Raw genomic sequence first — 23812 nt, 5'->3', positions numbered from 1 at the left:
ACCACCCGTTCCAACTGGTCGTCACCGCGCTCCGGCGCCGTCCGGGGTTGGCCGCGCCGCCCGGTCCGCGTCGGCCGATCAGCCGGAGAGCTTCCCGGCGGGCAGGGGCCACCACGACTCGTGCCACGGCGGCCGCGGCGAGAGCGGAGGCAGCGGCCGGTCCGGCTCGGGGCCGGGCGGCGGTTCGGGCGCGGGTTCCGGTTCGGGCGCCGGGGCCGGTTCGCCGCTGGGCGTCGGCTCCGGTGCGGGAGTCCCGGGCCGTTCCGGGGGCTCGGACGGCGCGGACGGCTCGGGGAGCTGCGGGAGACCCGGGAGCTCCGGCAGCGGCGGCAGCCAGCAGTGCCAGTCACCCGGCCGCGGCGGGTGCAGCGGCCAGCCCGGTGGCAGCGGGCAGTCGGACTCCGGCTGCCGAGGGAACCACAGCCGCGCCGTGACCGAGGCGGTGTCGCTGGCGGTGCCGAGCCGGGCCCGCGCCGGGATGGTGACCTCGCGATCCTCGCCATCGGCGTGCTCGCCGAGCGCGACCGGCAGGCCCACCAGCCACAGCGTCCCCCGGTAGGACTCGCCCGGGTCGAGCTCCGCCGCGCAGCGCAGCTCGGCGCCGTCCGGCAGCGGCGCGCACTCCGGCGGAACGCCCAGCGCCCGAGCGCCGTCCGGCAGCGTCGCCACGGCCTCCGCGCGGCCCCGGGTCACGCCCGTGTTCCGCACCTCCAGGTGCAGCCGCAGCGGCGGCCCGTCCGGGGCGTCCTCGCCGAGCACCAGGTCGTGCAGCGGTCGCGGGGTCGCCGACAGCGCCACGTCCACGCCGTCCCCGGAGCGCATCCGCACCTGGATCGCCGAGAGCCGCAGGTCGACGTTCCCGCCCGCGAGCACCCGGGCACCGATCTCCCCACCGGTGGCGTCGGCGGCGGCGTTGGCGCGCAGACCGAAGGTGAGCTGCTCGCCCGGCTCCAGACCGCGCTCCGAGCTGCACTGCAACCCGCCCGACCAGCTCTGGCAGCGGACCGGCGGGCCCGGAGGCGCCGCCGCCGCGCGGGCGGCGGCCGGTCCGGTCGAGGCGGGGCCGGCCTGGGCGCTGGTCACCCCGGGGATCTCCGAGCTCACTCCCGGCGGCAGGTCGAGGATCGCCGTCACGGGCTCGGACGGCCCGGTGCCCTCGTTGCGGACGGTGATCGGCAGGTCCGCCGGATCCCCGCCCGGCACCAGCGTCAACGGACGATCCGGCCCCTCCGCGTGCAGCACCGGGGTCGGCGGGGCCGGTTCCGGGGCCGGAACCGGAGCGGGCGCGGGCGCCGGGACGGAGGGGTCGGGCGCGGGGGCGGGCGGTGCGGGCCGGGGAGCGGGCCGCTCCGGTGCCACCGCGGGCGGCGGGGGAGGTGGCGGCGCCGAGGCCACCGGCTGCTGCGGGACGGTCGCCGAGGTCAGCGCCAGCGCCACCGCGAGGCCCAGCGCGGCCGAGGCGGCCACCCCCGACACCGCCTGCCGGGGGGCCGAGCTCGCCGAGCCCGCCGCCGAACTCCCGCTCGCCGCGGCGGTGGCCGTCGCCGGGGCGGCACCACCGGCGAGCAGGTAGGCCGTCGCGCCCGACCCGATCACCAGCGGGGCGATCACCCCGCGCAATCCGCCGTTGACGTCGGCGAGTTCCGCGGCCAACCCCCGGCAGCGGGGGCAGCCGTCCAGGTGGTTGTCGACCTGCGCGGTCTCCCGCTTCGACAGCCCGCCCCGGGTCCACGCGCCCAGCCGGTCCGCCGCCGCCCGGCAGGAAGCCGCTCCCGGATCGTCGCCCAGCGAACCCAGGTGCACCTGCAGGTACGCCTGCCGCAGCCCCTCGCGCGCCCGGTAGGCCAGCGCCGAGACGCCGTTCGGGGTGAGCCCCAGCAGCGGGCCGACCTGCGACGGGGTTTCCCCCTCGATCTCGATGTGCCAGAGCACCGTCTTCCAGCGCTCCGGCAACCGGGCGAAGGCCTGCGCGGCCAGCGAGCGATCCAGCCCGGCCACGGCGGTGTCGGTGAACGGTTCGCTCACGTCGGCGCCGGAGACCTCGGTCACGTCCTCGGCGAGCTGGAGCTTCCGGTCCCGCCGGGTGCGGTCGTAGGCGACGTGGCGCAGCGAGGTGAGCAGGTAGGCGCGGAACGCGGTCGTCGGGCCGCGCCCGTCGCGCAGCGAGGCGAGCACCTTCGCGAACGCCTCGGACACGAGGTCGTCCGCTTCCGCCTGCGATCTCGCCACCTGCCGGGCCATGGAGCGGGCGGCCGCGACGTGCCGCTCGTAGAGGGTGCCGTAGGCCTCGGTTGAACCGTGCCGAACGGCCTCGATCAGCTCGCCGTCGCTGGGACCCTGCGCTTCGGCGGGGGCTGTGGCCACGCCGCACCTTCCTTCGTGTGTGCCGCTGTCCGGGCTGTGCCGCTGTTCGTGCGCGAGGTGCGCGGTCCGGGAGGTGCCCCGGGCCCGTCGCGCGAACCCGCCGACCGGGCCCCTCCGGATACCGCTGATCGGAGCAGATCCGCCTCATCGAACCATTCGCGCGATCAGTCGTCGATCCGCCGACGTGATGTGATTCCGCGCCCGCCCATTGTGATCGACGCCTCCGAGCGCTTCGCACGCAGTGTTCCGTCATGTCCGAACCCGCAGGTCGTCTCCAGAGCGGAGAAAAGGGGGAGCGATGAGCGATTGGATTCAGGGGTGCAACGGGATCGACCGCTCGCTGCGGGCCCGGTGGCGGACGGCGAGCCTCGCGGCGGGCTGGCCCTTCCCCAGCGATTGGGGAGTGCGCGCCGTGGACCGGGTGTGCCGGGCGGTGGTGCTGGACGACGACCTCGACGAACCGCTGGGCAGGCTCGGTGCGGCGCGGGCGGAGGCCGGGGTCGGGCTGGCCGAGGCGCTGCTGGACGTGGCGGCGCTGCACGCGGTGCGCGGCGGGGCCGACGGGCTGGTGTCGCCGGACCCGGACGCGGTGCCCGCTCGGGTGCTGCGCCCGGTCGCCCTCGGCTGGGCGGAGGTGCAGGCGGAGTACGTGGCCGGCAGCGAGGTGCGGGATCCGCTCACCGGGCTGACCACCCCGCCCTACCTGCGCACCCGCTTGCACGAGGTGTACCGCGCCGCGCGGGCGGCGGGCCGGCCCGCCGAGGAGCGCTACGAGCTGGTCACGGTCTCGGTGGGGATTCCGCCGGACACCGGCGGCTACCCGCTGATGATGGCGATGGTGCTGGTCGCCGACGTGCTCCGCGACGTCTTCGACGCCGGGGAGACGGCGGCGCTGCTGCGGCCCGACACCGCCGCGGTGCTCGGCCGCAGCGACCCCGGGATGGCGGAGCGGTGCGAGCGGGTGCGGCGGCAGGCGCGGGAGCGGATCGCGGGCGATCCCGGCCTGGCGCCGGTCGGCCCGGTGCGGGTGCACCGCGACCGTCTCCCGGACGACCACGCCGCGGCCTGCTCCCTGCTGGGCTCGCTCGACTGATCTCCGGGGCGGCGGCTCGCTCGCCCGGCCGGAGCGGGCGGGCCGCCGACCTCGGGTGCGGCGCGGGACGGGCTCGGGGCGGGAAGTAAGCTCCCCTGCTCGTGGACCACCGCACTCGTACTCCCGTCGTTGGCATGATCGGTGGTGGGCAGCTCGCGCGGATGACCCACCAGGCCGCGATCGCACTGGGCCAGTCGCTGAAGGTGCTGGCCGTTTCCCCGCAGGACCCGGCCGCGCTGGTCGCGCCGGACGTGCAGCTCGGCGAGCACACCGACCTCGCGGCGCTGCGCACCTTCGCGGAGGGCTGCGACGCCGTCACCTTCGACCACGAGCACGTCCCCGGCGAGCACCTGCGCGAGCTCGTCGCCGCCGGGGTGGCCGTGCACCCCGGCCCGGACGCGCTGCTGCACGCGCAGGACAAGCTGGTGATGCGCCGCGAGCTCGCGAAGCTCGGCCTGCCGGTGCCGCCGTTCGCCGAGATCACCGACGTCGCTCAGGTGCTGGAGTTCGGCGCCGAGCACGGCTGGCCCTGCGTGCTCAAGACCGCGCGCGGCGGCTACGACGGGCGCGGCGTGTGGACGCTGGAGTCCCCGGAGAGCGCCGAGCGCGTCGTCGGCGAACTGCTCGCCGGCGGTGCCCCGCTGCTCGTGGAGCAGCGCGTCGCGCTGCGCCGGGAGCTCGCGGCGCTGGTCGCCCGCTCCCCGTTCGGCCAGGGCGCGGCCTGGCCGCTGGTCGAGACCGTGCAGTCGGAGGGCATCTGCGTGCAGGTCCTCGCGCCCGCCCCGGACGCCTCCGAGCGGCTGCGCGCCGAGGCGCAGGACCTGGCGCTGCACATCGCCGACTCGCTCGGCGTCGTCGGCGTCCTCGCGGTGGAGCTGTTCGAGACCGAGGACGGGCTCGTGATCAACGAGCTCGCGATGCGCCCGCACAACTCCGGGCACTTCAGCATTGAGGGTTCCCGCACCTCGCAGTTCGAGCAGCACGTGCGGGCCGTGCTGGACTACCCGCTGGGCAGCACCGAGCTCACCGCGCCCGCCGTGGTGATGGCGAACGTGCTGGGCGCCCCCGCCGAACCGGCGATGGGCCCCGACGAGCGGATGCACCACATGTTCGCCCGCTTCCCGCACGCCAAGGTCCACCTCTACGGCAAGGCCGAGCGCCCCGGCCGCAAGGTCGGGCACGTCACCGTGCTGGGCGAGCGGATGGACGCGGTGCGCCGCGAGGCCGAGCTGGCCGCGCACTTCCTCGCCCGCGGCGAGTGGGCCGACGGCCACCCGGTCCACTGACCGCCGCCGTCCTGCTGGTGGGATGGGGCGGGGCCCGGTGAACGGGCCCGCGAGCGAGGCGCCGGGACCGGCGCGGGGGAGGGGACTGGAGATGGCGCAGGACGCACCGCTGGTCGGCGTGATCATGGGCAGCGACTCGGACTGGCCGGTGATGCGGGCCGCCGGGGAGGCGCTCGCCGAGTTCGACGTGCCCTTCGAGGTCGGGGTGTACTCGGCGCACCGCACGCCGCAGCGGATGCTGGACTACGCCCGCGACGCCGCCGGCCGGGGCCTCCGAGTGATCATCGCGGGGGCCGGGGGCGCGGCGCACCTGCCGGGCATGGTGGCGTCCGCGACCGTGCTGCCGGTGATCGGCGTACCGGTCCCGCTCAAGCACCTGGACGGGATGGACTCGTTGCTGTCGATCGTGCAGATGCCCGCCGGGGTCCCGGTCGCCACCGTGTCGGTGGGCGGGGCGCGCAACGCCGGGCTGCTCGCGGTGCGCACCCTCGCCGCCGACTCCGGCGAGCTCGGGGCCCGCCTCCGCGCTGCCATGGCGACCTTCCAGGCGGAGCTGGAGAGCATGGTCCACGGCAAGCACGAGGCCCTTCGGTCTCAGGTCGAGTAGGGCTGGCCGGGGAACCGGCAGGGTTCCGGCTGCGTTCGCGTCGCGGGACCGGCTCCTCGGGCCTCCCCGCCCGGCGCCCGCACCGCTCAGCGCCGCGTGATCAGCGGCTCCGCTCCCCGCGCCGCCTCCAGCAGCGAGGCCGCGCGGAGCCGCTCGACGATCGTGGTGACGTCGTGCCGCGCCACGTGAGCGGGGATGCGGTGGCGGTCGGCGAGCTCGTCGGCGATCCGGTCGGAGTCCTGGCCGATCAGCAGCCCCCGCAGCACCTGGGTGCCGGTGCGGTTGAGCCGCCAGCGGCGGCCGGTGCGCTCGTCGAGCAGCACGGTTCCGTCCCGCACGTCGGTGGGGTCGACGTCAGGACGCAGTCGCAGGTGCATCGGTCCTCCCGGAGGATCGTCGGGTGGCGCCGCGCAACCAGGCCTCGCAGCCGAGCAGGTGCTCCACCGCGAGCAGGGTGCGCGGATCCAGGTGCGGCGCCAGCAGGTGCTTGCGCAGCACGCCGGTGTCGACGAGGCCGTGCGCGGCGAGCTCCGAGTCCGCGAACAGCGCCAGCACGGCACCGCGGTTGCGGCGCAGCCCGATGTGCACGTCCGCGCTGACGTCCGGAGCCCGGCCCGCGCGCATCGACGCGGCCAGCACGTCCTCCGGCGCGGTGCCGCGCACGACCTCGGCGAGCAGCGGCTTGCACCGCCAGGGTGAGGCCCGCTCCGCCGGGCGTACGGAGATCGCCGCTTCGACCACCCGGTCGTCGTAGTAGGGCAGCTCCAGCCGCACCCCCGCCGCCGCGCAGTGCCGGGCGAGCTGCCGGTGCGCCGGGGCAGCGGTGCGCAGCGCGGTGAGCAGCTGGTGCTGGCCCCGTTCGGGCGCCAGCGGCTCGGCATCGGCGGCGGCGCGGCGCAGCGCGGAGCGGGCGGCGGCCACCGCGTCGGCGCTCGCCCACGGCGCGGCGCGCAGCGGGACGGGACCCCAGTCCAGCGCGGGCCGCCGGGGGTCCGGGCGCGGCCCGGTGAGGTGGTCGGCCTGCTCCTGCCACCAGTGCCCGGGGTCGTGCGCCGCCAGCAGCGAGCCCAGCACCGGCAGCAGCGGCCAGCTCTCCCGGGAGCGGTATCCGCGCAACCGCCGCAGCGCTTTCACGGGCCGCCGCCGCAGCAGCGGATGCAGATGTCCGGGCGCGTCGGAGAACAGCTCATCACCGCCGAAACCCGCGAACCAGCGCCGCACTCCGCGTTCTCCGAGCAACTCCGCACAACGGCGGATTCGCGCGATTTCGCGCACCGCGGACGACGGTTGTTCCACGTCCGCGGGAATTCCCGGATCGTCGAACGGGGCGGGTACGTCCCGCGCGTCGAGCACGAGGTGGGAGGCCGTCGGCAATTGCTCGGCGGCCTCGATCGCGCACCGTTCCTGCGCGGCGTTCCGCTCGATTTCCCGCCGGTGCAGGGTGACCAGTTCGGGATTCCGCAGCGCCGCCAGGAAGCACAGCGCGGTGGAATCCATCCGGCCCGAGAGATCCGCTGCGGCGCCGTCCCCCGCGCCCCCGCCGACGGCCTCGTCCAGCGCTTCGCGGGTGATCCACGCCCCGCGCCGCAGCCCCACGTCCGGTTCGGGAGCGCGCCACCAGGTGACCAGGTCCGCCCGGTCGGGTGCCAGCCGCAGGTACGCCTCCGGCGGGACCGCGCGCACCCCGGCCCAGACCGTCCGCCGGTCCAGCGGCGGGCTCGCGCCGCCGACCGCCACCCGCAGCGCCAGCGCCTGCTCGTCGATGCCCGTCCCGGCCAGCTCGGCGAGCAGGTCGGCGCGGTCACCGGCGATCGGAACACCACCGATCCGGGTGTGGAAGACCTGGCGCAGGCCGGAGATGCCGCCCTGCACCCGCACCTCCCCGCCGATCGAGGCGGCCAGGTGCACGCCGCCGGGCAGCCGGTGCAGCACCGCGTCCAGATCGGCCACCGAGCGCAGCTCGCGCACGATCGCGGTGAGGCGGGTGGCGTCGATCGGGCAGTGCCCGAGCAGCGCCACCCGGACCGGTCCGAGCGCCACTGGCACCAGGTCCTCGTGCGGGAAGCGGCCGATCAGCCACGGGTTGCCCGAGGCGTGCGCGAGCACGATCCGGCCCCGCGCGGGAAAGGCGTCGACCACGTTCTTCGGCGTCGGCGCGTCGGGGAGGACGACCCATCCCGATTCCTGGTGCAGCATGTTCATTCCATTCTGGCGTCGGGACCAGTATCCGGTTGGTTCGAGAAGGTCTCGGCGGAATTCGTCTCAGGTAATTCGACGATTTCCACGAGCATCGGAGTTTCGTAGACCTCGACGACGGCGCGCTCGTCCATCAATGCCTCCACGACGGTTCCACGGCACGGATTCGTACCGGTGATCACCTTGCTAGGAAGCGGCTGCGGGACACAATGCCCCACCTGAATGATGACCTTTTCCGGTGAAGCGGGTACTAGTCACGTAACGAATGCGCGGAGCGAAAGGCGATCCGGTGGCGGGGTGGCTCAGCCGAGCCGGTGCACGAGCACGGCTTCCTGCGCGGTCCCGACCGGGCCGAGCTCGTCGAACAACCGGGCCCGAGCCACGCCGAGGCCGCTGCTCTCGACGTCGCGCGCCATCTCGAGGCCGAGCCACTCCCCGGCGGGGGCGCGGTGCAGGTACAGCGTCAGGTCGCTGTTGATGAAGGGGCCGAACAGGGTGCCCGCGGGGCTGCCCGCGTTGATGCAGTCCACCAGGATCGCGGTCCGGCTCAGCGCGCTGGTCCGCTCGTCCGGGAGCAGCTCCAGCGGCATCCGCATCCAGGCCTGCGTGGTGTCCTCGGTGCACAGCTGGTCGCGCACCCAGCGGACCCGCACCACGTCGTGCACGCCCCAGCGCAGCCCGAGCTCGGCGGGCAGCAACGAGCCCTCGGGCAGATCGCGGGGGCCGGGGAACGGCACGCCGCCGGTGCCCGGCTCGCCGTCGGCCTCGCCGCGCCGCAAGACGTGCGCGGTGGCGCGGGTGACCTCGGTGCCCTCCTGAGTGAGGGTGATCTCCACGATCCGCAGCCGCTTGCCGGCGCGCGCGGTGCGGGTGGCGACGGCCAGCGGGCGGCGCGGCACGGGGCGGTGCAGGTCGACGGTGAGCCGCGCGACGAACAGGTCCGGCTCGTCGAGCGAGAGCTCCGCGGCCCGGGCGACCAGCCCGGCGATCGGTCCGCCACCGGTGAGCTCGCCCCACGGGTTGCCGGCCGCCTCGGTGGGGAGGAACAGCTCCTCGTCGCGGTGGAAGCCCTCGCGGTGGAACAAGGTCGTCTCGTCGCGCACGGCGCACATGCTACTGGACGGTATCTTACTGCGGGTAAGTTGTGCCCCCGCTGCGACGATCGGAGGCCGGGTGCGCCGTCGGGCGGCCGAACTTCGCGCCCGGGAGCCGTGACCAGTTTCCCATTCGGACTTTTACTTGAAGTTTCATGTATATGCTGGGCGGTCGGTACATCGAGCCCCCTCGAAAGGTGAATCCATGCAGCACCACCTCCGCGACGCCGCGCTCCTGCTGGCCAGGCTGGTCATCGGCGTGACCTTCGTCCTGCACGCCTACCAGAAGTTCGTGCTCAACGGGATCGGCAACGTCGGCAGCGGTTTCGAGCAGATGGGCATCCCGCTGCCCGGGATCGCGGCCTGGTTCACGGCACTGGTGGAACTGCTCGGCGGGCTCGCGCTGATCCTCGGCGTGCTGCTGCCCGTCGCCGGGGTGCTGCTGGCGGCGATCATGCTCGGCGCCCTGGTGACCGCGCACCTCAGCAGCGGTTTCTTCGCCACCGACGGTGGTTTCGAGTACGTGCTGGTGCTCGCCGCGGCCAGCCTCGCGCTCGGCTTCAGCGGATCCGCCTACACCGTGCCGGGCCTGTTCCGGAACCGCGGTACCTCGGACCGGGCCGCCGTCAACGCCTGAGCCGCCGCCTCGCGGGAGCGCCGCGAACCGGGGGAGGGGTTCGCGGCGACGGCTCCGCGGCGGGGGTCGGCCGGTGACGCGCGTCCGGCCCGGCGCCAGCGGCGGTCAGCCGCCCAGCTCGACGGTCGTGCGCTCGTCCGCGCGGCGGCGCTCGGCCTTCGCCGGGTCCGGGTTGCTCACCTGCACCAGGGAACCCCGGGCGGACAGCACGGACAGGAGCCCGTCCAGCACGCCCCCGGGCAGCGTCCACTCCAATGCGGACAGCACCCGGGCGCCCGGTTCGACGCCCAGCGCCGCCGCCCGCTCCGCGGCCCTGCCCAGCACCTCGTCCACGCTGGACCCGCAGAGCGCGGGGGCGCTGCCGGGAACCGGGCCGCGCGGGGCGAAGTCGTCGCCGTGCACCCGGATGTCGGTGGCGTAGTCCACGACCTCGGCGGGAAGTCCGCGCACCGGCCCACCCATCGGGTCCAGCCCGACCGCGGCCACGACGTGCGCCCCGGCCCCGGACTCCAGGGCGGTGGCGGGCGCGAACGCGACCTCGGCACCCGCGGGCTCGGCGACGACGTGCGCCCCGCACCACCAGGCGCCCAGCAGCACCCCGAGGGTCTGCCAGTGCGCGGGCAGCGCCACCGAGACCGGCGCACCCGGTTCCAGGTCCAGCTCGTCCACGAGCCAGTTCGCCGTCTTCGCCGCCCAGTTCGCGGCGGTGGCCCGGGACAGCTCCACGCGCGCGCCGGTGGCGTCGTCGTAGTGCGTGATCAGCGGTTTCGGCGATCCCGCCGCCACCAGCGGCCCCAGCAGTGCCTGCGTGATGCTCATCCCCGCAGCCTAGGAGCCCGTCGCCGCGGCCGTCGCCGGGGTGCCGGTGGCCGGCGGCCTCCCCGTCGACGGGACCGGATCGGGAGCGGTCAGTTCACGCAGGGGATGCCGTCGGAGGTGATGGGGTTCCGCGGCGCGGGGGCCGCGCGGCGGGCGCCCCCGTCCAGGGCGACCGCGCCGCCGCCGGAGAAACCGGAGGGGTGGACCAGCCCGGCGACGAACTCGCGGACCTCGGCCCGGTCCACCGCCACCACGCTCTGCCCGTGCTCGTCGCGCGCGGCCGTGGAGCGCACCGGCAGCGTGACGAACCGCACGCCGCCCGAGGCGAGGTCCTCCATCCGCGCGGCGAACCCGGCGATGTCCCAGCTCCGGTCGAGCACCACCGACCGCCCCGCCGCGTCCCGCAGCTCCGCCAGCTTCGCCGGATCGGTGAGCGTCCCGGTGGACAGCAGCTCGTGCGTCACGGCCGCCAGGAACACCTGCTGGCGCACGATCCGGTCCAGGTCCCCCCGGGGCAGCCCGTGCCGCTGGCGGACGAAGGCCAGCGCGTCACCGCCCGAGACCGTCTGCCTGCCCGCGGCGAAGTCGGCGCCGGAGTCCTTGTCGCTGGTCGCCTGCCGCAGGCACACCTCGACCCCGCCCAGAGCCTCGGTGACCTCGTAGAAGCCGAGCAGGTTCACCTCCGCGTAGTGGTCCACCCGGACCCCGGCGAGGTCCTGCGCGCTGCGCACCAGGGCTCGCTGCCCGGCCAGTCGCGCCGCGGCCTCGTCCGCGCCTCGCCGACCCGCGGCCGCCTTCGCCAGGCCGTACACCGCGTTGATCTTCTGGGTGCCGCCTCCGGGCACCGGGACCGAGGTGTCCCTGGGCAGCGAGACCGCGGTGGGTCGCGCACCGTCGTGCGGGACGCGCAGCAGGATCAGGGTGTCGGTGTTGAGCCCGCTGGTGCTCTCGGTGCGCAGGGCGCGCAGCACGTCCAGCGGCAGCGGCTCGCCCCGCGCGTCGGTGCGGCTGTCGCTGCCGACCAGCAGCACGTCGGTGGCGCCGTCGTCGGCCCGGGGCGCGTCCGGCGGCTCCTCGACGAGGACCTCCGAGCTGCTCACCTCGCCGCTGAGCTGGTCCAGCGCGGTCCACCCGGCGGCGGTCACGGCCAGCGCGCACGCGGACAGCAGCGCGAGCAGGGCCCGGCCGCCGATCCGCAGCAATCGCCGTCCCCGGGGCGGCCGCGCCGCCGCCGACTCCGGTGCCCGCGCGTCCGCGCGGTCGGGCGGCAGCTGTTCGTCGGCCACGATCCCTCCCCCGGTGCGGCGACCCGGCCCGGTCGGACGCCCCGCGGCGGGCCGATCACAGGTCGATCCACCTTAGCGGGAGCGGCCCGCCGAGCGCGGGCGTTCGGCGGTCGGCGCGGCGGTGTCGGTGATCAGTTCACGCAGGGGACCCCGCCGGCGGTGATCGGCTCCTCCGGGCCGTTCGGGTTCTGCTGCGCGGGCAGCGGGCGCGGACCGTCGAGCCGGATCTGCCCGCGCCCGGCGAAGTTCTGCGCGCCGGGGCCCTGGTAGTCGCCGCCGACGTAGACCTCGACGGTGCCCTGCCCGAGGTTGCTGCTCTCCCGCAGCGGCAGTCCGCCGAGCGAGTCGGCCACCTGCTGCGCCACGGCCTCGTCGCCCGGCGCGTGGTAGACCAGCGAGCTGGGCATCGAGTCCGCGTTGGAACTGCCGCCCTGGGCGAAGCCCTCCTCGCTCAGCGCGCTGAGCACCTCGCTCGCGAGCCCGGTCTCCCCGGAGGCGTTGAACACGCTCACCGTGGTGCCGCTGCGCTGCTCCTCGGCGGCCTTGGCCGCCTGCTCCTTGGCCTGCCGCTCGGCGGGCGGCAGCAGCAGGTTGTCGACGAACTGCTTGACCTCGCGCGGGTTCGCCTCGACGTCCTCCACACCGGACTCGCCGACCAGCTCGACCGGGATGGTCTGGAAGTCGATGTCGCCGCCCGCGATGCCCGACATCTGCTGGGCGAAGTCGACGACGTCCCAGCCCTGGTCCAGCACGACGGACTTCTTCAGCGCCTCCATCAGCGCGCTGAGCTTGGTCGGGTCGCTCAGGGTCCCGCTGGAGAGCATCTTGCCCGCCAGCCCGGACATGAACACCTGCTGGCGCACGACGCGGTCCAGGTCGCCGCGGGGCAGTCCGTGCCGCTGGCGGACGAAGGCCAGGGCGTCGGCGCCCGCGATCGTCTGCGGGCCCGCCTCGAAGACCGCGCCGGAGTAGTCGCTGTCGTCCACGTCCTCCAGCAGGCACACGTCGACGCCGCCGACGGCCGTGGTGATGTCGTGGAAGCCCAGCAGGTTGACCTCGGCGTAGTGGTCGATGCTGACGCCCGCCAGCTCCTCGATGGTCTTGATCAGGAACTTCTGGCCCTCGGCCTTGGACCGCAGCTCCAGCTCCCGGGAATCGGTGACGCCCTCGGCCTCCAGTTCGTGCCGCGCCTCGCTCTTGGCCCGACCCAGCGCGGAGTTCAGCTTCTGCTCCCCGTAGCCGTTGCCGAGCTCCACGAGGGTGTCGCGCGGGAAGGACACCGCGCTGGCGCGCTGACCCCCGTTGGGGATGCGCATGAGGATCATCGTGTCGGTGAGGTCGCCGCCCTCGTCGTCGGTGGTGCGCAGGGTCCTGAGCACGTCCTCGGGCAGCGGGTTGCCGTCGGCGTCGGTGCGGCTGTCGTTGCCGATGAGCAGCACGTCGGTGGCGCCGTCGGGCGAGTTCAGCCCGCTGCCGATCACGTCGCTGCCGGAGAGCCCGTTGTTCAGGTTGCGCAGCGTGCCCCAGGCGTAGCCGGTGGTGCCGAGCACCACGACGGACAGCAGCGCCACCACGGTGCGGCCGACGGCGCTCCCACCGCGACGGGAGTCGTCGCGGCGGCGGGACGCGCGCGCCAGCTCGTCGGGCGGTGGCGGCGCCGGCGGGGCGGCGGGGTCGCGCGGTCGGTCGCCCCGGCCGCGCCGCGCCGGGCGCTCCGGAGGTGCGCCGCGGTCCGCGGGCGCGGGTTTGCGGGGTTCGCCGGGGGAGGGACGTCCGCCCTGGGGCGTCGCACCGGGGCGGGGGCGGCCCGGTGGGCTGCCTTGCGGGCCGCGCGGGGGAACAGGCCTGCCGGGTTGCCCTGGTGGGCCACCTGGCCGTCGCGACCGGTCGTCCACGCCGAATCCTCCTTGGGCCTGCCATGCGAGCGTTACACCTCGCCGGGGTGATTTTCGGCGGGGTCACCGTGCAGGCTAACGGTGATCTGTCACCGGGGTTGCGCGCGGGCGGGACGATCGACGTCACTCGAACGGCGGACCCACGTCGACCACCGCGAGTGCACGGGCACCGTGACTTTCCGCGGTCGGGAGCGTGGCAGACTGCCCGCGGAAGTCCCGGCCCGGCCCGCGCCGGTCCGCCCAGCCCTCCCAGGGAAGGTCCCATGCGAGTTCTGATCACCGGTGGTGCCGGTTTCATCGGGTCGCACTACGCGCGGCAGGTCCTCGGCGGGCAGCACCCGGCCTTCGCCGACGCCGAGGTCGTGGTGCTGGACAAGCTGACCTACGCGGGCAACGAGGAGAACCTGCGCCCGGTCGCCGACGACCCGCGGCTCCGCTTCGTGCGCGGGGACATCTGCGACGCGGAGCTGGTCGCGGACGTGATGCGCGGGGTGGACGTGGTGGTGCACTTCGCCGCCGAGTCCCACGTGGACAGATCGATCCGGGGTTCCTCGGACTTCGTCCGCACCAACGTCGTCGGCACCGACGTGCTGCTGCAGGCCGCGCTGGCGGCCGAGGTGAGCCGGTTCGTGCACGTGTCCACCGACGAGGTCTACGGCTCCATCGACGAGGGGTCCTGGCCCGAGGATCACCTGCTGGAGCCGAACTCGCCGTACTCGGCGGCGAAGGCGGGATCGGACCTGCTGGCGCGGGCCTACTTCCGCACCCACGGACTCCCCGTCTGCGTGACGCGCTGCTCGAACAACTACGGCCCGTACCAGTTCCCCGAGAAGATGCTGCCGCTGTTCATCACGAACCTGCTGGACGGCAAACCGGTCCCGCTCTACGGCGACGGCGGCAACGTGCGGGACTGGCTGCACGTCACCGACCACTGCCGGGGAATTCAGCTGGTGACCGAGTCCGGGCGGCCGGGTGAGATCTACAACATCGGCGGCGGCACCGAGCTCACCAACCTCCGGCTGACCGAGCGGCTGCTCGCCGAGCTGGACGCGGATCCCGCGCTGGTGCGCCGCGTCGAGGACCGCAAGGGCCACGACCGCCGCTACTCCGTGGACCACTCGAAGATCGCCGATGAGCTCGGCTACCGCCCGGTGGTGGGCTTCGACGAGGGCCTGGCGGAGACGATCCGCTGGTACCGGGAGAACCGGGCCTGGTGGGAGCCGCTCAAGGAGCGGGCGCTGGTCGTCGGATGAGCGCAGGACGGATCGCGCTGCTGGTTCCCGGCGGGCGCGGCCAGCTCGGCCGCGAGCTCAGCCGTCGCGCCAAGGGCTTCGCCGGGCTGGTGCACGCCCCCGGTTCCGGAGAGCTCGACCTCCGCGACGAGCAGGACGTCCGGGACGCGGTGGACTCGTTCGCCGAGACCGCGCGGGACAACGACCTGCGCCCGGTGGTGCTCAACGCCGCCGCGCACACCGCGGTGGACGCGGCGGAGAGCGAGCCGGAGGCGGCGGCCGCGATCAACGAGGCGGGTGCCGCCGCGCTCGCTCGCGCGTGCGCGGTGCGCCGGGTGCCGCTGGCGCACGTCTCCACCGACTACGTCTTCGCCGGGGACGCCGGGCGGCCCTACGAGCCCGAGGACCCGACCGGGCCGCGCACCGCCTACGGGCGCACGAAGCTCGCGGGGGAGCGCGCGGTGCTGGCGGCCGCGGAGCGCTCCTGGGTGGTGCGCACCGCGTGGGTCTACGGCGCCGGGGGCGGCAACTTCGTGAAGACCATGGCGCGCCTCGCCGGGGAGCGCCCGGAGGTCACCGTGGTCGACGACCAGATCGGCGCGCCGACCTGGACCGGTGACCTCGCGGCCGGCCTGCTGGAGCTGGCCGGGCTGCTGGCGGCGCGGCGCGATCCGGGGCGGCGGGTGCTGCACTGCACCAACGCCGGGAGCACCAGCTGGTACGGCTTCGCGCGGGCGGTGTTCGCCGAGCTCGGCGCCGATCCGGAGCGGGTGCGTCCCTGCACGACCGCGGACTTCCCGCGCCCGGCTCCGCGCCCGGCGTACTCGGTGCTCTCGTCGCGCTCGTGGACCGAGTCGGGGCTGACCCCGCTGCGGCACTGGCGGGCCGCGTTGGCGGAGGCCTTCGCGCAGGACGGTGCCGCGCTGCGCGGCTGAGCGGCCCGCGCGCGTTCCTGCATTCGATTCCGGTGCCTCCGGCGCGCCATTCCCGTGCGCGCTGCCAGTGCCGGTGTTACAGGCGAACGGGTGAGATCGGATCGTTCTCGACTCCGCACCGCACTCGGTACTTTCGGGTAACGAGACCTAGGTAGTCACTCTTCGAGGCTAGAGCGATCACTGATTCGGCGGGTTGGCTTCCGGGTTCGGTCCGTGAGGAAATCTCACTGCGACCGAGGGGGCGTCGGCATCGACGAGTTGTCGCGGGAATTTCCAGATCGCTGTTCGCTGAAAGGTGCGCCATGGATCTCCGGTACGAAGCTTTCTGCTTCGCCGATCCGCTCTTCTTCGACGAGTGGACCGGTTCCGCCGGCGATTCCGGTGAATACGCTCGGATGCTGGCGGTCCCGGAACCCGGCGGCTGGTTCGAGCACGATTCGGGGACCTGGCGGATGCTGCGCCCGACCGGCGTCCCGCTGCCCGATCAGGGCTGGAAGGTGCACGTCTCGGCCACCCTCGCGAACGCGGAGCGGGTGCTGCGGATCGCCGGTGACCACTGCCTGCGCAATCGCGTCGCGTTCAAGCACCTGCGCGATCGCGAAGCGCTGCTGGCCCGGAACTCGAAATACGCGCCCCGTTCCGGGAGCGGTAAGTTCATCACGGTTTATCCGGTCGACGACGTCCAGCTGGAACGGGTGGTGCGCGAGCTCGCCGCGCTGCTCGACGGGGAACCGGGACCGTACGTGCTGAGCGATCTGCGATTCGGTTCCGGTCCCGTGCACGTGCGCTACGGCGGATTCGAGCAGCGGTGGGCGGAACGGGGCGGGAACCGGGTGCTCGCGGTGCGGCGGCCCGACGGCGAACTCGTTCCCGACGAGCGCGGACCGCGTTTCTCGGTGCCCGGATGGGTGCGGTTGCCCGCATTCCTGGAACCGCACCTGGCGGCGCGCCGGGCCGGGGAGCCGCAGCGGTTCCCGTACCGGGTGACGTCCTCGCTGCACTTCTCCAACGGCGGCGGGGTGTACCGCGCGGTCCGCGAATCCGACGGCGCCGAGGTGGTGCTCAAGGAGGCCCGCCCGCACGCCGGGCTGGACCGCGACGGCACCGACGCGCGGGCCCGGTTGCGCCGCGAGCACGCGGTGCTGCGGCGGCTGGCCGGGGTTCCCGGGGTTCCCGGGGCGCACGAGCTGCTGCCGGTGTGGGAGCACGCCTTCCTCGCGATGGAGCTGATGCCCGGTCGCTCGCTGGGTTCCTGGCTGGCGCGCCACTACCCGCTGACCCGGGGCGCGGCCACCGCCGAGGACCGCGCCCGCTACGCCGAGCGCGCGCTGGCGCTGCTGGAGCGGGTCCGCGAGCTGGTCGCCGAGGTGCACCGGCGCGGCGTCGTGTTCGGCGACCTGCACCCGTTGAACGTGCTGGTCGACGAGGACGACTCGGTCGCGCTGGTCGACTTCGAGATGGCCTCGCTGGACGCCGACGCGCCCCGGCCCGCGCTGGGCGCGCCCGGTTTCCGCGCCCCCGCCGGGGTGCGCGGGCCGGAGGTGGACCGACGCGCCCTGGCCGCGCTCGCGCTGTGGTTGTTCCTGCCGCTGAACCCGCTGCTGGAGCTGGCCCCGGGCAGGCTCGACGCGCTGCTGGCCGTGGTGCGCGAGCGCTTCGGGTTGCCGCCGGAGTTCGCGGCGGCGGTGCGCGAGCGGCTGCTGCCCGCCGACGCGCGGCCGGCGACGACCGAGCTGGACCGGGCCGCCCCGGACTGGGGAGCGGTCCGCGCGGGCCTCGCCGCCGGCGTCCTCGGCAGCGCCACCCCGGAGCGGGCGGACCGGCTGTTCCCCGGCGACATCGAGCAGTTCCGCAGCGGTGGCACCGGATTCGCGCACGGTGCGGCCGGGGTGCTGCACGCGCTCGCCGAAGCGGGTGCCGGGCGCTTCCCGGAGCACGAGCGCTGGTTGCTGGCGGCGGTGCGCCGCACCCTGCCGACCCGGCCGGGGCTGCTGGACGGCGCGCACGGGATCGCGTACGCGCTGGACGGGCTGGGGCACCGGGACGCCGCGGACGACCTGCTGGAGGCCTCGGCGGACGCGGCCCGCCGGACCGCGGACCGCGGCTACGCGGGTGGGCGGGCGGGCATCGCGCTGACGCTGCTGCACTTCGCGCGCCGCCGCGACGACCGCGACCTGCTGCACCGCGCGCTGGACCTCGCCGACGGGCTGGCCGAGGAGCTGGCCGAGCCCACCGGCGCGTCCGAGCCCGTCGGAGAGGCGGGCGAACCCGGGACATCGGACGGGGTCGGGCGGGCCGGGCTGCTCGCGGGCTGGTCCGGGCCCGCGCTGCTGTTCGCGCACCTGCACGACGAGACCGGCGAGCGCGACTGGCTGGAGCTGGCCGACCGGGCGCTGCTGCGGGACCTCGACGAGTGCGCGCCCGTCGACGGCGGCGGCAGCCAGGTGCGCGACGGCTCCCGAACCCTGCCCTACCTGGGCGTCGGCAGCGCGGGCATCGCGCTGGTCGCCGAAGAGCTCGCGCGGCGCCACCCCGGGGCGGAATGCCTGCACCGGCAACCGGAACTGCTGGCGGCCTGCTCCGGCGAGTTCGTCATCCACCCCGGGCTGCTGCACGGTCGCTGCGGGCTGCTGGCGGCGCTGGCGGCGGCCGACCGGCGCGACCCCGATCCGCGCCTCCGCGCGGACATCGACGCGCACCTGGCGGCGCTGGGCTGGCACGCGGTGCCGATCGGTGCGGACGGGATCGCCATGCCCGGCAACCAGCTGCTGCGGCTGTCGATGGACGTCGCCACCGGCGGCGCCGGGGTGCTCGCCACCGTCGCGGCGGTGCTCGACGGGCACGGACGGGTGCTGCCGTTCCTCGGGGACCAGCCCTGATCCCGGGCCCCACCGGACGCGCGAACCGCGTCCTCGCGAACCCCGGGCGGAAGACCGCCCGGTCCACTGGAGAAGGGAACGATCATGGAGATGGTGCTGCAGCTGCAGGAGCTGGAAGCGCACGAGGACGCCTCGTTCGGCGGCGGTGGTGGCGGTGACAACGGCAGCAACCTGAGCCTGCTGGCCTCCTGCGCCAACAGCACGGTCAGCCTCCTCACCTGCCACTGACGGACGCAGGCCGTCGCACTCGCGGCGGACCGCTGAGTCCGCCGGCGGGCTGGGAGGGGCGGGAGCGGCGCAGGACTGGTGCGCCGCTCCCGCGCCGAGCTTGCCAGGGCCCGGCGCGTCCGCCCACCGCCTGCCGGTCGATCGGCCGCGCTCGCACGACCGCCGGACGGAGGAGGAAGGCGCCGCATGGCGAACGAAGACCGGTTGCTGCTCGCCGCCGTCCGGGCGCAGCTCCGGCCGGTGCTGCTGCTGGTGCTCACCGCGCTGGCCGCCACCGGATGCGCGCTGCTGCTGCCGCAGGCCACGGCGACCGCCGTGGACGCCGCCGTCGCGGGCGGCGGGGTGCTCGGCCCGGTGCTGTGGGCGCTGCTGCTCGGCGCGGGCGGGGTGGCGGCGCAGGTGCTCAGCGGGCTGCTGTCGGCCCGGACCACCGCGAGCACCACCGCGCAGCTGCGCTCCGAGCTGGCGGAACGCCTGGTGCGGCTCGGGCACCGCGGCCCGCTGCCGCCGGGCGACGCGGTGAGCAGGCTCACCGGCGACTGCGCCGGGGCGGGCCAGATCACCGCCACGGTCGTGGACCTCGGCACCGCCGCGCTGCTGGCGGTGGGCGCGGTGACCGCGCTGTTCCTGCTGGACTGGCGGATCGCGCTGGTGTACCTGGTGGCGGTGCCGTTCGCGGCGCGGCTCGCCCGGACGCACCTGCGGCGCACCGCCGCGGACCTGCTGGCCTACCAGGAGGCCTCCGGGGAACTGGGGGCGCGGCTGCTGGACGCGGTCGCCGGGCTGCGCACCATCGCCGCCGCCGGGGTCGCCGAGCAGGAAGCCGCGCGGGTGCTGCGCCCGCTCGATCGGCTCGCCGCCGCGGGCGCCGGCACCTGGCGGACCCAGGCCCGGCTGGTGTGGCGGGCCGGTCTGCTCGTGCCGCTGGTGCAGATCGCCGTGCTCGGAGCCGCCGGGACCGGGGTGCTCGCCGGGCGGCTCAGCCTCGGCGAGGTGCTCGCGGCGCTGGGCTACGCCACCACCGGGCTCGGGATCGTGCGCCGACCCGGGGCGTTCACCGCGCTGTCGCGGGCCCGCTCCTGCGCGGTCCGCCTCGACGAGGTTCGCTCGCCGCGTCCGGAACGCTCCGGGACCCGCCCCGCGCCGGAGGGCCCGGGCGAGGTCCGGTTGCGCGGGGTCGTCGTCGAGGGCGCCCTGCGCGGCATCGACCTGCTCGTCCCGGCCGGGACGATCGTGGCCGTGGTGGGGCGCTCCGGGGCGGGCAAGTCCGCTCTCGCCGAGGTCGTCGCGGGCCTGCTCCCGCCGGACCGGGGAGAGGTGCTGCTGGACGGCGTGCCGCTGGCCGAGCTCGACGCGGCCGCCCTGACCGGCTTCGCGCCCGCCCGCCCGGCGCTGCTCGGCGGCACCGTCGCCGCCGCCGTGTCCTACGGGGCCGCGCGGGTCGACGTCGCGGACGCCTGCCGCGCCGCCCAGGTGCACGAGCTGGTGACCCGGCTGCCCGGCGGCTACCGCACCCCGCTCGCCGAAACCCCGCTGTCGGGAGGGGAGGCGCAGCGGCTCGGACTGGCCCGCGCGCTCGCCAGGCGGCCCCGGCTGCTGGTGCTCGACGACGCGACCGCGGGCCTGGACACCGTCACCGAGGTCCGGGTGGAGCGGGCGCTGACCACCGCGCTGCCCGGCCGCACCCGACTCGTCGTCACGCACCGGGCGGGCACCGCGGCCCGCGCCGACCTCGTGGTGTGGCTGGACGAGGGCCGGGTCCGCGCCGCCGCCCCGCACCGGGAGCTGTGGGGCGATCCGGCCTACCGCGCCGTGTTCACCGGGGACGACCAGTGCTGAGCGTCGCCGCCGACTACCGCCGCCACCTCCTCCGGCACCGGCGCGGTGCGGCGGTGCTGCTGGCCTGCTCCGCGCTGGAGGCCGCGCCCGCGCTGTGCTCCGGAGCCTTCGTGCGCGCCGCCGTGGACCACGGCTTCGCCGCCGGGCGGATCGACCTCGGCGCGGCCTGGCTGCTCGCGTTCGCCGCCACCGCCGTGCTCGGCGCCGCCGGGTCCCGGATCGTGTGGAGCCGCCTCGGCGCGATCGTCGAACCGCTGCGGGACGCGCTGGTGCGCCGCGTCGTCCGCGACGTGCTGCACGAGACCGCGCAGCCGCGCGGTGGACCCGACGCGGCAGGCATCGCCCGCACCACCCAGCACGTCGAAGTGGTGCGGGACGCCACGGCCGGGCTGCTGGTGCAGGGCCGGAGCCTGCTGGTGGCCGTGCTCGCCGCGCTCGCCGGGGTCGGCGCGCTGGACCCGGTGCTGCTGTGGGCCGTGGCCCCGCCGGTGCTGCTGGCGCTGCTGGCGTTCGGGGCGCTGCTGCCCGCCCTCGCCCGCGGGCAGCGCGGGGTGGCGCTGGCCGACGAGCGCGCCGCGGGCGAGGCGGGCGCGGTGCTCGCCGGAATGCGCGACGTGGTCGCCTGCGGAGCCCAGCGCGAGGCGCTCGCCTCGGTGCGCACCGCCGTCGACGCCCAGGCGCGGGCCGCCGCGCGGATGGCCACCGCCACCGCGCTGCGCACCCTCGTGATCGGCATCGGCGGGCTCCTGCCGGTGCTGCTGGTGCTGCTGGCCGCGCCCTCGGCGGTGGCCTCCGGGCGGCTCAGCGCGGGCGCGGTCCTCGGGGCGCTGGTCTACGTCACCGGCACCGTGCAGCCCGCCCTGCACGGGCTGGCCGCCGCCACCGGCTCGGTGCTGCTGCGGCTGCTCGTGGCGCTGCACCGGCTCGGCGAGATCCGTCCCGCCGCGGAGGAACGCCCGGCCGGCGTCGCGGCCGGGGCCGACGTCGAGGTCCGCGGGCTCACCCACCGCTGGGGCGAGCACGCCGAGCCGGTGCTGCGCGGCCTCGACCTCGACCTGCGGCCCGGCGACCACCTCGCGGTGATCGGCCCCAGCGGCATCGGCAAGTCCACCCTCGCCGGGCTGCTCACCGGCACCACCGCGCCCCTCAGCGGCTCGGTGCGCGTGGGAGGCGTCCCCGTCGGGGAGCTCGACCCCGCGCAGCGGCACCGGCTCATCGCCTTCACCCCGCAGGAGACCTACCTGTTCGCCGGGACGGTGCGGGAGAACCTGGCGCTGCTGGCCGCCGGAGCCCCCGACGAGCGGCTGCGCACCGCCGCCGAGGAGGTCGGCGCGGGCGAGCTGGTGCGCGAGCTCGGCGGGCTCGACGGCCCGGTGCGGCACGGGGGAGCGGGCCTGTCCGCCGGGCAGCGGCAGCTGCTCGCGCTCGCCCGGGTGCACGCGAGCCCGGCGCGGATCGTGGTCCTCGACGAGGCCGCCGCGCACCTGGACGGCCCGGCCGAGGCCCGAGCCGAACGCGCTCTCGCAGCCCGCGGCGGGGTGCTGGTGGTCATCGCGCACCGGCTCGCCTCCGCCCACCGCGCGAACCGGGTGCTGCTGCTGGACGGCCGGGAGACGCGCCTCGGGACCCACCGCGACCTGCTCGCGGAGTCCGCCTCCTACGCCGAGCTCATGCGGGCCTGGTCCGGCACCTGATCAACCGGCCGCGTCCAGGCAGTCCCGGAGCCGGATCAGCCCGTCCCGGAGCCGGGTCTTCACCGTCGCCGCGGGCGCCGAGAGCCGCTCCGCCGCCTCCCGGTAGGTGAGGCCGCCGTAGTAGGTCAGCGTCACCGACTCCAGCTGCAACGCCGTGAGCGCCGCCAGGCAGCGCCGCACCTGCCGGTGCTCGCCGCGCACCAGCACCGCCTCCACCACCGAGTCGTGCGCGACCTCGTGCGAGCGGGCGGCGAAGCGGGCGTCCCGGGCCCGCGCGGAGCGCACCGAGCGCAGCCGGTCCACCGCGCGCCTGCGCGCCAGGGTGAGCACCCAGGCGAGCGCGCGGCCCTGCTCCGGTCGGTAGCGGGCGGCGGTGCGCCACACCTCGACCATCGTCTCCTGGGTGACCTCCTCGGCCTGGCCCGCGTCGTCGAGCACGGCGCGGGCGACCGCGTGCACGGGCAGGGCGGTGCGGTCGTAGAGCGGCGCGAACGCCTCGACCTCTCCCGCCCCCACCCGGAGCAGCAGCTCCTCGACCGGGTCCCGCTCCCCCGCTGTTCGTCTCCCGTCGACGACGGGCTGCCACATGCTCTCCTCCGCCTCCGGCCGCCCCCCGCGACGACCGCCGCTACCGACGTTCCTGCTCTCATCTTCGATGCCGCGGGCGCCGGAGACGGGTCGAACCGCTTCTTCGGAACGAACCGGGCGGTCGCGAAAAAAGGGCCACCCGGCGGCGCGATGCCGCCGGGTGGCCCTTCCGGACCGGTCCGGATCAGATGTCCAGACCACCGGTGAGGTCGCTCACGGTGCCCTCGACGGCGCCGACGGGGCCGTCGGCACCGGTCAGCGGGGCCATGACGTCGGCCATCGGGGCGACCCCGCCGACCACGTCGTCGATCGGCAGCGCGCCGGTCACGTCGCCGCCCTCGAGCCCGCCCAGGTCCTGCAGGCCGGCCGTGATGCCACCGGTGAGGTCGCCCGCGCCGGTGATGTCCTCGATGCCACCGGTGAGGTCGCCGCCCTGGACGCCGCCGACGGTGTCGGTGACGCCGCCGACGACGTCGGTGACGCCGATGCCCGCGACGTTGCCCGCGTTCAGGTCGCCGGTCAGGCCGCTGATGTCGCCGGTGTTGATGTCGCCGATGAGGCCGACCTCGTTGCCGTTGCCGACGGGAGCGCCGACCTCGTTGCCCGAGGCGGTGTCGTCCTCGCTGCGGGACATCTCGGTGCTGTTGCCGCTGTTCTCGGTCGACTGCACGTCGGTGGTGCGGGCGGTCGAGGACAGCACGTCTTCGACGTCGCCGAGCGCGGTGAAGATCTCCGGGGTTGCCATTGTCGACTCCAAGTCGTCAGGACCGTTCACGAGGAACGGCATCAGGTCGTCGGTGGTGACGCCGCCGCCGTCGACGGCGAGCGCGATCAGGCCCGGGGGCAGGGCCCTGGTGAACTCGTCGACGATCTCGACCGGTGCGTGGTCGAGTGCCAGCGAGGCGACGTGCACCACGTCCGCATTGCTGAGCTCCCGCAGTCCCGCCTCGTCCAGAAATTGCCGCGGCTGTTCGGTGAACTCCGCGCGGGAGTGCGCGTCGGTTGCCACCCGACGCAACAATTCGTACACCGTCAGCACTGTTCGGTTCTCCGTTCGGCGTTTCCGCGGAAGCAGTCCGGAGCAGTTCCGGCAAGACCATCAGAAGTCCGCCGCACAGCCGCCACCGAGCCGTCTCGATC

General features: G+C 75.4%; 20 protein-coding genes. 10 read left to right on the top strand and 10 right to left on the bottom strand.

Annotation, left to right across the window (positions count from 1 at the left end; translation table 11 throughout):
• Positions 1–78: 78 nt before the first annotated feature.
• Positions 79–2364 (bottom strand): sigma-70 family RNA polymerase sigma factor, encoded by a 2286-nt coding sequence (locus ACL03H_RS17700; RefSeq protein ID WP_412812357.1) that lies wholly within the window; start codon positions 2362–2364, stop codon positions 79–81.
• Between the two features lie 298 nt (positions 2365–2662).
• Between ACL03H_RS17700 and ACL03H_RS17695 the strand changes: the two genes are divergently transcribed.
• The 3 genes from ACL03H_RS17695 (at position 2663) to purE (ending at position 5350) form a co-directional block, all read left to right on the top strand.
• A complete protein-coding gene (locus ACL03H_RS17695; protein WP_412812356.1) occupies positions 2663–3457 on the top strand; it encodes a hypothetical protein in 795 nt (264 codons plus the stop codon).
• 101 nt (positions 3458–3558) lie between these two features.
• Positions 3559–4743, top strand: a complete 1185-nt coding sequence (locus ACL03H_RS17690; RefSeq protein WP_412812355.1) for a 5-(carboxyamino)imidazole ribonucleotide synthase — start codon at positions 3559–3561, stop codon at positions 4741–4743.
• 91 nt (positions 4744–4834) lie between these two features.
• Positions 4835–5350 (top strand): 5-(carboxyamino)imidazole ribonucleotide mutase, encoded by a 516-nt coding sequence (gene purE, locus ACL03H_RS17685; protein WP_412812354.1) that lies wholly within the window; start codon positions 4835–4837, stop codon positions 5348–5350.
• 86 nt (positions 5351–5436) lie between these two features.
• On the opposite strand, the gene ACL03H_RS17680 is transcribed toward purE, so the two are convergent.
• From ACL03H_RS17680 to ACL03H_RS17665, 4 genes are all read right to left on the bottom strand, one after another.
• Entirely contained in the window at positions 5437–5727 is a 291-nt protein-coding gene (locus ACL03H_RS17680; protein WP_412812353.1) for a lasso peptide biosynthesis PqqD family chaperone, read from the bottom strand.
• A complete protein-coding gene (locus ACL03H_RS17675) occupies positions 5705–7546 on the bottom strand; it encodes an asparagine synthase-related protein (RefSeq protein WP_412812352.1) in 1842 nt (613 codons plus the stop codon). The genes ACL03H_RS17680 and ACL03H_RS17675 overlap by 23 nt, the downstream gene beginning before the upstream one ends.
• 2 nt (positions 7547–7548) lie before the next feature.
• A complete protein-coding gene (locus ACL03H_RS17670) occupies positions 7549–7692 on the bottom strand; it encodes a hypothetical protein (protein WP_412812351.1) in 144 nt (47 codons plus the stop codon).
• Positions 7693–7848: 156 nt separating this feature from the next.
• The gene (locus tag ACL03H_RS17665; RefSeq protein ID WP_412812350.1) at positions 7849–8658 is read right to left on the bottom strand and encodes a thioesterase family protein; all 810 of its coding nucleotides are present in this window, start codon (positions 8656–8658) and stop codon (positions 7849–7851) included.
• 187 nt (positions 8659–8845) lie between these two features.
• On the opposite strand from ACL03H_RS17665, the gene ACL03H_RS17660 reads away from it, so the two are divergent.
• Complete coding sequence (locus ACL03H_RS17660) at positions 8846–9277, top strand: DoxX family protein (RefSeq protein ID WP_412812349.1); 432 nt, start codon at positions 8846–8848, stop codon at positions 9275–9277.
• A 105-nt stretch (positions 9278–9382) separates the two neighbouring features.
• Here the strand turns inward: ACL03H_RS17660 and ACL03H_RS17655 are convergent, their stop codons facing one another.
• The 3 genes from ACL03H_RS17655 to ACL03H_RS17645 all read right to left on the bottom strand — a co-directional run bounded on the left by ACL03H_RS17655 (position 9383) and on the right by ACL03H_RS17645 (position 12953).
• A complete protein-coding gene (locus ACL03H_RS17655; RefSeq protein WP_412812348.1) occupies positions 9383–10096 on the bottom strand; it encodes a TIGR03089 family protein in 714 nt (237 codons plus the stop codon).
• 89 nt (positions 10097–10185) lie between these two features.
• A complete protein-coding gene (locus ACL03H_RS17650; RefSeq protein WP_412812347.1) occupies positions 10186–11382 on the bottom strand; it encodes an LCP family protein in 1197 nt (398 codons plus the stop codon).
• 131 nt (positions 11383–11513) lie between these two features.
• The gene (locus ACL03H_RS17645) at positions 11514–12953 is read right to left on the bottom strand and encodes an LCP family protein (RefSeq protein WP_412812346.1); all 1440 of its coding nucleotides are present in this window, start codon (positions 12951–12953) and stop codon (positions 11514–11516) included.
• A gap of 587 nt (positions 12954–13540) precedes the next feature.
• Here ACL03H_RS17645 and rfbB point away from each other — a divergent pair.
• From rfbB to ACL03H_RS17615, 6 genes are all read left to right on the top strand, one after another.
• Positions 13541–14530, top strand: a complete 990-nt coding sequence (gene rfbB, locus ACL03H_RS17640) for a dTDP-glucose 4,6-dehydratase (RefSeq protein ID WP_412812345.1) — start codon at positions 13541–13543, stop codon at positions 14528–14530.
• Entirely contained in the window at positions 14527–15444 is a 918-nt protein-coding gene (gene rfbD / locus ACL03H_RS17635) for a dTDP-4-dehydrorhamnose reductase (protein WP_412812344.1), read from the top strand. The genes rfbB and rfbD overlap by 4 nt, the downstream gene beginning before the upstream one ends.
• Before the next feature lie 302 nt (positions 15445–15746).
• Positions 15747–18323 (top strand): class III lanthionine synthetase LanKC, encoded by a 2577-nt coding sequence (lanKC, locus tag ACL03H_RS17630; protein ID WP_412812343.1) that lies wholly within the window; start codon positions 15747–15749, stop codon positions 18321–18323.
• A gap of 84 nt (positions 18324–18407) precedes the next feature.
• Complete coding sequence (locus tag ACL03H_RS17625) at positions 18408–18551, top strand: SapB/AmfS family lanthipeptide (RefSeq protein ID WP_412812342.1); 144 nt, start codon at positions 18408–18410, stop codon at positions 18549–18551.
• 186 nt (positions 18552–18737) lie between these two features.
• Positions 18738–20390, top strand: a complete 1653-nt coding sequence (locus ACL03H_RS17620) for an ABC transporter ATP-binding protein (RefSeq protein ID WP_412812341.1) — start codon at positions 18738–18740, stop codon at positions 20388–20390.
• Positions 20387–22084: an ATP-binding cassette domain-containing protein gene (locus ACL03H_RS17615; RefSeq protein WP_412812420.1), complete on the top strand. Its 1698-nt coding sequence runs from the start codon at positions 20387–20389 to the stop codon at positions 22082–22084. The genes ACL03H_RS17620 and ACL03H_RS17615 overlap by 4 nt, the downstream gene beginning before the upstream one ends.
• Here the strand turns inward: ACL03H_RS17615 and sigK are convergent, their stop codons facing one another.
• Positions 22085–22672 (bottom strand): ECF RNA polymerase sigma factor SigK, encoded by a 588-nt coding sequence (sigK, locus tag ACL03H_RS17610; protein ID WP_412812340.1) that lies wholly within the window; start codon positions 22670–22672, stop codon positions 22085–22087.
• A gap of 184 nt (positions 22673–22856) precedes the next feature.
• Complete coding sequence (locus tag ACL03H_RS17605) at positions 22857–23702, bottom strand: hypothetical protein (protein ID WP_412812339.1); 846 nt, start codon at positions 23700–23702, stop codon at positions 22857–22859.
• Positions 23703–23812 lie beyond the last annotated feature (110 nt).

The organism is Saccharopolyspora antibiotica (assembly GCF_047200635.1).
GTDB lineage: Bacteria > Actinomycetota > Actinomycetes > Mycobacteriales > Pseudonocardiaceae > Saccharopolyspora_C.
The sequence above is the reverse complement of the archived record's forward strand: the minus strand, read 5'-3'. Positions and strand labels throughout refer to the sequence as shown.

Coding starts and splice junctions, on each gene's coding strand:
- ACL03H_RS17695 (WP_412812356.1), top strand. CDS start 2,663: ATGAGCGATTGGATTCAGGGGTGCAACGGGATCGACCGCTCGCTGCGG.
- rfbB (WP_412812345.1), top strand. CDS start 13,541: ATGCGAGTTCTGATCACCGGTGGTGCCGGTTTCATCGGGTCGCACTAC.
- purE (WP_412812354.1), top strand. CDS start 4,835: ATGGCGCAGGACGCACCGCTGGTCGGCGTGATCATGGGCAGCGACTCG.
- ACL03H_RS17660 (WP_412812349.1), top strand. CDS start 8,846: ATGCAGCACCACCTCCGCGACGCCGCGCTCCTGCTGGCCAGGCTGGTC.
- ACL03H_RS17655 (WP_412812348.1), bottom strand. CDS start 10,096: ATGAGCATCACGCAGGCACTGCTGGGGCCGCTGGTGGCGGCGGGATCG.
- ACL03H_RS17665 (WP_412812350.1), bottom strand. CDS start 8,658: ATGTGCGCCGTGCGCGACGAGACGACCTTGTTCCACCGCGAGGGCTTC.
- lanKC (WP_412812343.1), top strand. CDS start 15,747: ATGGATCTCCGGTACGAAGCTTTCTGCTTCGCCGATCCGCTCTTCTTC.
- sigK (WP_412812340.1), bottom strand. CDS start 22,672: ATGTGGCAGCCCGTCGTCGACGGGAGACGAACAGCGGGGGAGCGGGAC.
- ACL03H_RS17680 (WP_412812353.1), bottom strand. CDS start 5,727: ATGCACCTGCGACTGCGTCCTGACGTCGACCCCACCGACGTGCGGGAC.
- rfbD (WP_412812344.1), top strand. CDS start 14,527: ATGAGCGCAGGACGGATCGCGCTGCTGGTTCCCGGCGGGCGCGGCCAG.
- ACL03H_RS17625 (WP_412812342.1), top strand. CDS start 18,408: ATGGAGATGGTGCTGCAGCTGCAGGAGCTGGAAGCGCACGAGGACGCC.
- ACL03H_RS17675 (WP_412812352.1), bottom strand. CDS start 7,546: ATGCTGCACCAGGAATCGGGATGGGTCGTCCTCCCCGACGCGCCGACG.
- ACL03H_RS17620 (WP_412812341.1), top strand. CDS start 18,738: ATGGCGAACGAAGACCGGTTGCTGCTCGCCGCCGTCCGGGCGCAGCTC.